The organism is Lacinutrix sp. C3R15 (assembly GCF_018860825.1).
Lineage (GTDB): Bacteria > Bacteroidota > Bacteroidia > Flavobacteriales > Flavobacteriaceae > Oceanihabitans.
In genome coordinates this window covers 1-9,362 of sequence record NZ_JAHKPZ010000037.1, presented here as the reverse complement: position 1 = coordinate 9,362, position 9,362 = coordinate 1, and the positions used below count along the sequence as shown (strand labels likewise).

The 9,362-nt window shown below is 29.7% G+C and carries 12 protein-coding genes; all 12 read right to left on the bottom strand.

Annotation, left to right across the window (positions count from 1 at the left end; all coding sequences use genetic code 11):
* Window positions 1-94 precede the first annotated feature (94 nt).
* On the bottom strand, window positions 95-955 hold the full coding sequence (locus KO494_RS14840) for a hypothetical protein (RefSeq protein WP_215968403.1): 861 nt from the start codon (window positions 953-955) through the stop codon (window positions 95-97).
* A gap of 225 nt (window positions 956-1,180) precedes the next feature.
* Complete coding sequence (locus KO494_RS14835) at window positions 1,181-1,333, bottom strand: hypothetical protein (RefSeq protein ID WP_215968402.1); 153 nt, start codon at window positions 1,331-1,333, stop codon at window positions 1,181-1,183.
* Between the two features lie 191 nt (window positions 1,334-1,524).
* Complete coding sequence (locus KO494_RS14830; RefSeq protein WP_215968401.1) at window positions 1,525-2,088, bottom strand: hypothetical protein; 564 nt, start codon at window positions 2,086-2,088, stop codon at window positions 1,525-1,527.
* An 827-nt stretch (window positions 2,089-2,915) separates the two neighbouring features.
* Window positions 2,916-4,523, bottom strand: a complete 1,608-nt coding sequence (locus tag KO494_RS14825; protein WP_215968400.1) for a class I SAM-dependent methyltransferase — start codon at window positions 4,521-4,523, stop codon at window positions 2,916-2,918.
* Window positions 4,523-4,840 (bottom strand): helix-turn-helix domain-containing protein, encoded by a 318-nt coding sequence (locus KO494_RS14820; protein ID WP_215968399.1) that lies wholly within the window; start codon window positions 4,838-4,840, stop codon window positions 4,523-4,525. The genes KO494_RS14825 and KO494_RS14820 overlap by 1 nt, the downstream gene beginning before the upstream one ends.
* 57 nt (window positions 4,841-4,897) lie before the next feature.
* Window positions 4,898-6,091, bottom strand: coding sequence for a phospholipase D family protein (locus KO494_RS14815; protein WP_215968398.1), 1,194 nt, complete (start codon window positions 6,089-6,091; stop codon window positions 4,898-4,900).
* On the bottom strand, window positions 6,091-6,318 hold the full coding sequence (locus tag KO494_RS14810; RefSeq protein WP_036820853.1) for a helix-turn-helix domain-containing protein: 228 nt from the start codon (window positions 6,316-6,318) through the stop codon (window positions 6,091-6,093). Before KO494_RS14810 ends, KO494_RS14815 begins: the two co-directional genes overlap by 1 nt.
* A gap of 309 nt (window positions 6,319-6,627) precedes the next feature.
* Window positions 6,628-7,056 (bottom strand): hypothetical protein, encoded by a 429-nt coding sequence (locus KO494_RS14805; protein ID WP_215968397.1) that lies wholly within the window; start codon window positions 7,054-7,056, stop codon window positions 6,628-6,630.
* Complete coding sequence (locus KO494_RS14800) at window positions 7,053-7,418, bottom strand: hypothetical protein (protein ID WP_215968396.1); 366 nt, start codon at window positions 7,416-7,418, stop codon at window positions 7,053-7,055. The genes KO494_RS14805 and KO494_RS14800 overlap by 4 nt, the downstream gene beginning before the upstream one ends.
* 388 nt (window positions 7,419-7,806) lie before the next feature.
* Window positions 7,807-8,052, bottom strand: coding sequence for a PLDc N-terminal domain-containing protein (locus KO494_RS14795; protein ID WP_215968395.1), 246 nt, complete (start codon window positions 8,050-8,052; stop codon window positions 7,807-7,809).
* Between the two features lie 191 nt (window positions 8,053-8,243).
* The gene (locus tag KO494_RS14790; RefSeq protein WP_215968394.1) at window positions 8,244-8,813 is read right to left on the bottom strand and encodes a putative toxin-antitoxin system toxin component, PIN family; all 570 of its coding nucleotides are present in this window, start codon (window positions 8,811-8,813) and stop codon (window positions 8,244-8,246) included.
* Window positions 8,810-9,268 (bottom strand): excisionase family DNA-binding protein, encoded by a 459-nt coding sequence (locus tag KO494_RS14785; protein ID WP_215968393.1) that lies wholly within the window; start codon window positions 9,266-9,268, stop codon window positions 8,810-8,812. The genes KO494_RS14790 and KO494_RS14785 overlap by 4 nt, the downstream gene beginning before the upstream one ends.
* Window positions 9,269-9,362: the final 94 nt, after the last annotated feature.

Genomic DNA, 9,362 nt, shown 5'->3' with positions numbered 1-9,362 from the left:
TTTTAACTCAGTTCTTTGTTGTATACAGTAGTTTTTATTTCAATGTATAAATAGCTTTTTATGTTTTATTCAACATTGTTGTAAAGTGCTTTTCTCATTTCAAATATCCATTTTTTATATGTTCTTTTATAATTGAAACTAAACTATATGGAATTTTTCTTTTAGTAATATCATATGGTTTGTTTTCAAATTTTTTTTTGTAAATATTCGAATGTTCTAAATCCTCTAGTTTTTCTTTTAAATAACTAAAATTATTATTTGTAAGCTCTTTTAAAATTTGCTTTTGGGTTTTCTGTTGAATTTCTATACGCTTTAGCATTTCATCAGGATTTGAGAAGTTTAATTTATCTTCGTCATAGCTAAGTATAAAAGCAGACACTATTTCAATGTATTCAAACAATGTTATACTGCCTGCATTTTTTCCTGTTTCTTCTGTTTTGGATTTGTATTTATTATTGAAAAAAAAGTTTAACCAAGGATTAAATATACGTGGATGTTTATAACCTAATTCTTTACGTGTATTTGCTAAGTTAAAATTTACATTTTGGTTGATATAGGTAATAATATCATCTTTTTGTTTATCTGAAATAGCAAAATTTTCAGATACTGATTGCAAAGTATTTAAATTATTATTTAATGTTTCTAAACCGTCTGAATCTAATGATGATAAAACGTCAGTTTTTGTTTTTTTTAAACTTTTAAGTGTTTCTGTATAATTTGAAGATTGCGAAAATGAGTTTAATACATCCAATATAGTATCTAAATTGAATTCTTTCAAAAGTAATTCTTGCAGGTTATCTTCTGCTTTTGAAGATGTCAGAATATTTTTAAATGCTTCTTGAGCCTTCTCTTTAGTGCCATATTTCTTAATAAATAACTCTTCTATTAAATTATTATTAGCTGAGCCATTTAAAAGTTCTTTTCTGTTCTTAAATAATTTTATTAAATCTATCATAAAACAAAAATAGCAATGCTATCAAAACATTGCTATTTAGTTTGGAAAATTTATAAACTCACATTAAAACTATGAACTTATATAACAAAAGTACAAAAAATTACTTTTTACTTGTAGGTGGATTATTATCTCTTTTACCACCAGAAGAATTACCTTCTTTTTTACTTGGCCAATTTGGACTTGGCTTACTTAATTTGGGTTTAGAATTGCTCATTTTTATGATTTTTAATTTTCTTCTCTTGAATGCCAATATTCATCATTATTTGGATTCAATTGGTTTGAGTGATTGTCTAAATCTGCTTGTGATGGGTCATCTTTAAATCTTTTCATTTTATAAGTTTTTGAATTACTATAAAACAAATTTATAACAGATTTCAACTAACATTTTTTAAATAATACACGAATGTAAGTTTTTCTAAGTAATTGAATTCAGGCTTTCTTTTCAGCTATTGTATACAACGTTTATGTATAAGAATAGTTGCGGGTTTGTATGCGAGGATTTTCCGAAGGAAAATCAGACGTTACAAACACGCAACGACCTTTGATTAAGTACTAAACCGCAATTATTTTTATACGGTGTTGTACCCAGTTTTTTTTCTTTTTATTATTTCAAATATTCCTAAAGTCAGCATCACAATTATGATTCCTTGTATAAAGAATATTCCAATTCCGTACGATATTAATTCCATAAGTCCAGCGTTTCCATTTTCAGTTTGATAGTCTCTATGGAAGCTTGTTGTTATTATTACAAAACGTTCAAAATACATTCCGCTTTTCATTCCGAACGCAACCAATAGCACATACCAAAATTTCGATGCTAATTTTTTAATAAACAATGTAAGTGGTAAAATCAGAGCTCCAAAAAACATAATCCAATATGCAATTGCATAAGGTCCAGTAGCTCGATTGATAAAGGCGTGTTCATCTGGATTCATAGCCATTCCAATCAGATAAAAAGTAAAGGTAACTATCGTATAAATAATGATTGTCCAACGAATTAAATTCAGAACTTTTTTCGTTTCAAATCGGTTTTTGAAAATCAGTTCGACAAACATTAAAGTCAGAATTATTGGAATCAAACAGTGAATCAGATTCGCATCAACTATTTCAATAATCCTTTTATATAATTCCATTTTTTGTTTTTCGTAGGTCGCTCGTCAAATTGGGTACAACGGTCTTGTGTATGGAAAGTTGCGTTTTTGGCGACGAGGATTTTCCGAAGGAAAATCAGAAGTTGGCAAAAATGCAACTACCATTATTTAAGCACTAATCTAGCAATTTTTTATACACGTTGTTATAAAATGTAGCGAAACATTTGAGTAAGCACGAAATATTTAGCCATAATCATGGAACAATTATAAACTAAAAGCGAAACGAGTTTTGCTTTTACCATTTAATAGCGAAAAGTGTTTTTCTTCAAAACTCTTTGCAGCATTTTGCGTTTGAGTAATCTAATCCTTTTAGATTCAAATTCCGAAAGAGTGAAAAAATTCCGATTGAGTAAGTTTTAATAATTTCAGAATAGGAGTGAGGGAAACTTTGTAAAAGTAATTTTCAGTTTCAGGTTTGTAATTATATTCTAAAAAAAATGAATCCATTATTTATTATCAGAAATGAGTAAGAGAAAATTCAAAAGCAGAGTGAGAAGTAATTAAATATTAATTTGTGAATTAATGTTTGTTTTATAGTTCAGAGGTTCATCTGAGCTATTTTTTATAACGGTCTAGTATAAGAATAGTAGCGGATTTTCAAGCACTAACTTTTCGGTTAAACACAGACCTTTTTTATATTTACTAACTTTCGTTTTAGCGACAAAACCGCTATTATTTTTATACATTGTTGTACACTGGCTTTTTCTTTCCGCAAACTTGCTAGCGTTGGCAAAGACATACTCTTTTGCAATTTTTGGTGTAGCGTTGGCTGTAGTGAATTGCAAATGTGTATGGCTTTTAGCGTTGGCTTATTTCCCTCTGTTCAATCTTCTATTTGATAGTTTTTTCCAGATACTATCAGCTAATTCAATTTCAGACTCAGAAAGCCCGTAATTTTCTTTTAGTATTTTCTGATTCGTTATTTTTAAAATTTCCGAAATGTCTTTCTTTTCTCTTATCATTTTATCAATAAGAGGAAGTAAGTCAGAGTTGTTTTCATTATAGGGTAAAAGAATTCTTTCTACTTCATTTGGCATTAATTCTAAAACGCCTCCTCCGTGACTTCTTCCACAAATTTCTGTAAATGCTAACGATAAAGAATTATAATAACTAGCTGTCAAAGCTTTTAATTCAAATTCAGGTTTTACTGTAACACGATGCATTGTGTCTGTTGTAAACGCTTTAGCTTCGTTTATAATTAATTTCGGATACTTGTTGTTCCTACGGATAAAAAGTGCTTCAGAGATTCTTTGTGATGGTACAATTTGCCATTCGTCTCTTATTCTGCATTTATATCCTTCATTAATTTTTTCTGCTTCTCCCCAAGCTATATAATCTCTTGCTCCAACAGAACCATTCAAATCAGCCATTTTTGGAAAGGACAGAAAATGGGTTCTAGCTTCTTTATCTCTATTTCTATTCCAATCTTTTGTTGTGAATATTGCACTAGGAACTTGTACACTTCTTCCAACTAGTGGTTTTGCATATTTTTCTAGATTGTAAAATTGTACTGTTGAAAGTGGAACTGTGAAAAATGGATTTGAACCTGTTGTAATTCCGACTTCTACTTTTGCAAACGCTCCAAGTTGTTTGAATTTCTTGTTAGATTGAAGTTTTTCTAAAAAATCAATTTCTTTTTGGTCAAGAAAATAAAATGTCCATTTATTTGATTTGAAGTCAATTTTCTTTTTTGGGCTTTTCAATTTAGATACATCTAATTTTTCAAGTGCTTCAGCATCTCTTAATTCTAGATGTTCAATTAAATGAGAATTAGAGTTGTTTTTCTCACATAGCAATAAAACTACTTCTTGTTGAATATTAGGAAACACAAGTTTTTCAAAAGAAACAATGTTAATTTTGTTATAGAAATGAGCTAAAAATTCTCTCAAAGGTTGAGCGTAAGAAACTTGAAGAATTTCCGCTGGTAAAACGAAACCAATTTTACCTTCTTCTTTTAAAAGTAGAGATGAACCAACAACGAATGAAACCCAAGCGTTCGTTAATTTTGAATATTTTAAACTTGCTTTGTTAAAAATATCTGCTGCATATTGTTGTTGTTCTTTGTCGAAATATTGATATCTAATATATGGTGGATTTCCAACAATTAAATCAAATTTTCTCTCTGTGTTAATACAATACTTATGAAAATCTTCATTAATTACAGACGATTTATTTAAACCAATAGCTTCTGACTTTTCAGCTTCAACTTCATCAAATTCAATTGCAGTAACAGAATTGTATTCGTAGTTTTCTTTTTGAATTTCTTTTAAAAATACACCATCTCCACAACTTGGTTCTAAAATGTCTAATTCTTTATTACCATTAAAAGCCCATTTTAAAATAAATGATGCAATTGGTTCAGGTGTGTAAAAGCCACCTCTTAATTTTTCGCTTGTTGCTTCTTTGATTAATTGCATTATTTGTTGGCTTTATTTTTATTATAGTAATTGATTTTCTCTTCTGCAACTTTTAAAACTTCGGTTGCTAGTTCTTCTTCCAAAATTGAATAAGCAACAGTATCACTTAGATGAGCTACAGTTAGTAAGTCTTCGTCAATGCTAAATAAGTTTGAAATATCTTTAATGAATTGTTTAGATGGATTTCGATTATTCTTTTCAATTTTACCAAGCATTGAAGTGTCAATTTTTAAATGCTCTGCGACTTCTCTTAATGTTAGATGATTTTCAATACGTAAATCTCTAATTGTTTCTCCGAATGATTTTTCTAATTGCATAATATTTTGGACAACTTCAGTCCAAAAGTAGTTTAAATTTTTGAACTATAGAAATTTTTATTCAATAATCAAGGTAAACGCATTTGCAACAGATGTATCTTTATAAAGAACTGCTGTTTTACCAATTAATTCATCTTGAGCGATTAAAAATTTTGCATCTCCCCAATGTAATTGAGAAGCAGGTTGTTTTACCTCCTCCAAATGTTCGCTATTGGTGTTATGTGATATATTTAAAGGAAAAATGCCGTAATCAATTCCTGAAATAACTATTTTAATATTTGCAATAGCTCTTTCAATATGTGTTCTATTTCTTCTTGTGTCAAAAGCCCAATCTAAAGTTTGGAATACTTCATCACGAAAATAATGTCTTGTATTAATATCTTTTAGAGCTCCTTTTTTGAATAGCATTGAACCTGTTGGGTTTGTGTTTGCTCCTTTAGGAATATTTAAATCCCTTTCTTTTAATGGACCACTTTCCCATAGTGCTTGGTTATTTTCAATATTTTCGAATTCAAAATTATTTTTAATTTCGAGTTCTGTAATTAATTTTGAAACTGTTTTATTTGATTTGTATCTACCTTTAAAGTTTGAAGGAATTTTAACTGTTGGTCTTTTTGGAATTTCCAAGTCATTTTCTTCTGGTGTTTTGTTTGAAGTGTTTTTCTTGTGTTTTTTCTTCCAAACTTTTCTAGTTGGAACAATTCCTTCACTCACGAATTGATTTATAATTTCTGGTGAAATTTTGAATAAATTTGGGTCTGTAAAATCAAATAATGTGCTGTAATAATCTTTAATTTCTTTAAGTAATTTTATTCCATCAGCATTATCATTTTTAAATTCGACCATTAAAGAGCTTTCAACGTTTCCAAAAAATCCTCTTGCAGTTAAATTAGATGAACCAACAATTATTGTGGTGTCATTTTCTCCTTCAAATAAATAAATTTTTGGATGAAAAATTGGTGATTCTTTTTGATAAAAAATATAACTGTTTATTCCAAGGTCATTAATTTCTTTTAATGCTTTTTTTGATGTTCCCTCTTGGTCTATTCCAACAATCAAGTTTAATGTTTTATAAAATTCGGCTCCACTAGCAATACATTCAGAAAGACCCACAACACCAGCTTCACTAGCGAATGCAGAAATTCCAGTAAAAGAGCTAAATTTATTTTCCTTAAATAATTTGATTATTGTATTACCAACAGATTTTTTTGATTCGGACTCGAAACCTTGTCCTAAAAATGTAATTTTCATTAATGTATTTTATTGAGTTTTTCAAATATTAACTTCATAGATACATCAAGACCTTTTGACAATTTTTCAATATTTTCGAGAGTAATGTTTTTTTCTCCTCTTTCAATCATTCCGATATATGTTCGATGAAGATTAGATTGAAAACCTAATTCTTCTTGAGAAAGTTTCTTTTCTTTTCGAAGTTCTCTAATAATTTTACCGAAATTCTGTGATAATTCTGCGTTCATTGAGTATACTATAATTAGCACAAAGTAAGTTTATACTTTTGTTCTTACTACATACTAAAGTTAGCATTTCAGCGTTGGGAAATTTTAGCTCTTTTGGTTTTTAGAGCGTTGGAATTATGTGGTGGGAAAAACCGAAAGTGCTAAAATATGCGGCTGCTTTCAGCTTGTGTACAACGGTTTCGGCTATGAGTAGTTGCGTGGTTTAGCACTTACCTTTACAAGTACACACCAAACTGAAAATCCGCGAGGATTTTCAGAAGTAGGCGAGAACAAGCAATTACTTATAGCCATTGTTGTACGCAGGTTTTTTTAATAATTTTCAGTTACGAATTCCATTTTATCTGAATTCATTAAATAGTTATATTTTCCATTTTTTAATTCCGCTTTGTTCATATCAAAGTCAGTTTTTATTCTATACACTCTTACTCGTGTTCCATTTCCTTTTTCAGCCCAATCATAAAGGTCTTGTTTAATTGTATTTTGATTGTCCCATACATAAACATTTCCCCAAGATTTATCAATTATTCCGTATTCATTAAATTCAGTTGTTTGTCCTAATTCTCCGGAATATTTACAGCGAAAAATAATATCTCCATCTTCTACTTTTTGATTAAAGTAGACTAAATCTCCATATCTATCTTCATCTTCCATAAGATAAAGTCCAAACATTATTAGTCCAAATATTGCAATTATCGCTGTTCCTAAAACTCCAAGAATAATTTTTAGCGTTTTACTCATTCCAACATATTATTTTTAATCAGCGAGTCCATTTCCGCTTGGTATTTTTCTCGCCATTCTTTTCCGTTTCTTTTATTTAGGTACTTTTCAATTTCAGCGTTATAAGCGTCAATTCCACGTAATTGAGGTCCAGTTACAGTGCATCCAATATTCGATTCGTGAAATCCGTATTTTTCTTTTAATCCAATGCAAGGAACTCCACAAGGCAAAGGTTTTCCAACTGTCACGATTCTAGCTGAATTCCGCCAACTGTCAATCTTTCCAGTCAAATAATTGAATCGATTAAAAAGTCCAAATTGCCAGAATAAAATTCCAACAATTAAGATTCCAATTCCGATTGTTATTTTCTTTTTGCGTTTCATTGGTCAACTTGCGTACAACGGTTTTGTGTATGATTAGTGGCGTGTTTAAGCAACTAATTTAGCAAATAAAAACCGAATAGAAAATCCGCGAGGATTTTCGTAAGTAAGCTTGAACCAGCCATTAATTATACACGTTGTTCTACGCAGTTTTTATTCCATTTTTATCTATTCACACGAGTCAAATTCCGATGTACTTTTAAATTTCTGAGTATTCTTTTTTTCTTAAAATCTCAAAAAAAATCCTATTATCATTCCGCAATATTTTTCCGTACGTTTAGCGATTCTGCTGAAACTTTTCAGTTAGCTAAATTTTCGATGCAAAAAACAGGTTTTTGGCAATTCCTCAATTCAGCTTTTTTCGCACGTTTTGTAATTCCGCAAGAATTAGTTATTCAGCTGTTTTTAATTCTGTTCTGTTAAAATTCGGTTGAAATTTTCTTGGTTCTTTCGTGACATATTTTTTCTTTAATTGAAAGTAAAATATAGAGCCTAAAACAGGAAAAAATAAAACAGCTAATAACCAAATAGTATTCATTTTCGAGTTTTTAAATCTCGACCTTGTTATGTCAATAATTGCCCAAAACCAGAATATAATGGTTAAAATCACAAATCCGATAATCAATGTTGTCTCCATAATTCTATTTTTTTAGTTTTAATACTTGGTTTATCAATTCAGCACAATGTTTGTCTCAAATTGCGTAGAACGTTGTTGTATATGGTTTGTTGCGTGTTTTAAACACCTAATTTGGCAAATATAAAACTAACTAGAAAATCCGCGAGGATTTTCATAAGTAGGCTAGAACTAGCAATAAATTATATACGGTGTTAGCAGTTGTTTTTTAATTTTTCTATACTCTTCTTTAATCCGCAATTTTCTAAAGTGGCTAAAACTTCATCCATTGTCTTTTTTGGATTTTTAAGCCTTTTCACCATTTTGTTAAAAGCTTTACAGGCTAGTTTGGGGTTGATGTCAATTAAATTTGAAATCAGCTCATCAGGATTTTGAATTTCTATGTCATATTTTGATAGCTCTTTCGTTGGGAAATCCTTTATGTTAAATGTAACTATTAAATCAGCATTACACCTTATTGCACAAGCCACTACGTGTCTGTCATCTTTATCTTTAAGTTTAATACTTGGTATTAAGTCTTCAAAGTTTACAACATTGGCATCAGGAAAAGCTAGATTCATAGCGTTAATAGTTTGATTCAATTGTACTTTTTTCAAATCTGTCCGATTTTTCAAAAGATTACGTAGCCATTCATCCTGAATTATATCAGACCATTTCGCTGTAAACAAACCCTCTGCCGCAAGAGATAATAAAATATCTCTAATCGGTGCTGGATATAAAACACAGGCATCTAATACAACAGTAAATTTTGGTGAATGTATCATTCGTAACCAAGATTTAAATCTTGTGCTTGATTGGATAAGAAATCAAGTTGAGCTTCTCTTTGTTTAGCGAGTTGTTCTTTATATTCCATAATATCTTTTAATAAGATTCTTCTATGACTACCTACTTTATTAAAGGGGATTTTTTTAGCTTCAAGAAGTTTTATTAAATGAGGTCTTGATACATTCAACATATCAGCAGCTTGTTGCGTGCTTACTTCTGAATTAGAAGGGACAATTGAAATCGTTTTTCCTTCAGCCATATTTTGAATTATGGCAGAAAGTAATGTTAGAGCCTTTTTAGGGATAGTAATAAATTCTCCCGTTTCTTGTATTTTTATTTTAACCCCTTTCTTTCGAGAAGATTTTATTCTTTGTGATACAACTTGAAAGCCTTGTAAAGAGCTTAATGCAATCTTTTGGTCTTCTTTTGTAGTTCTTCTGATTAAAGTTTCCATAATTATTAGTTTTAATCAAATTTAATCGAAATAAACGAAACAAACAAAATAAACGAAATGTTTTTTAATAACTGCTAACGTTCTCGTATATGGA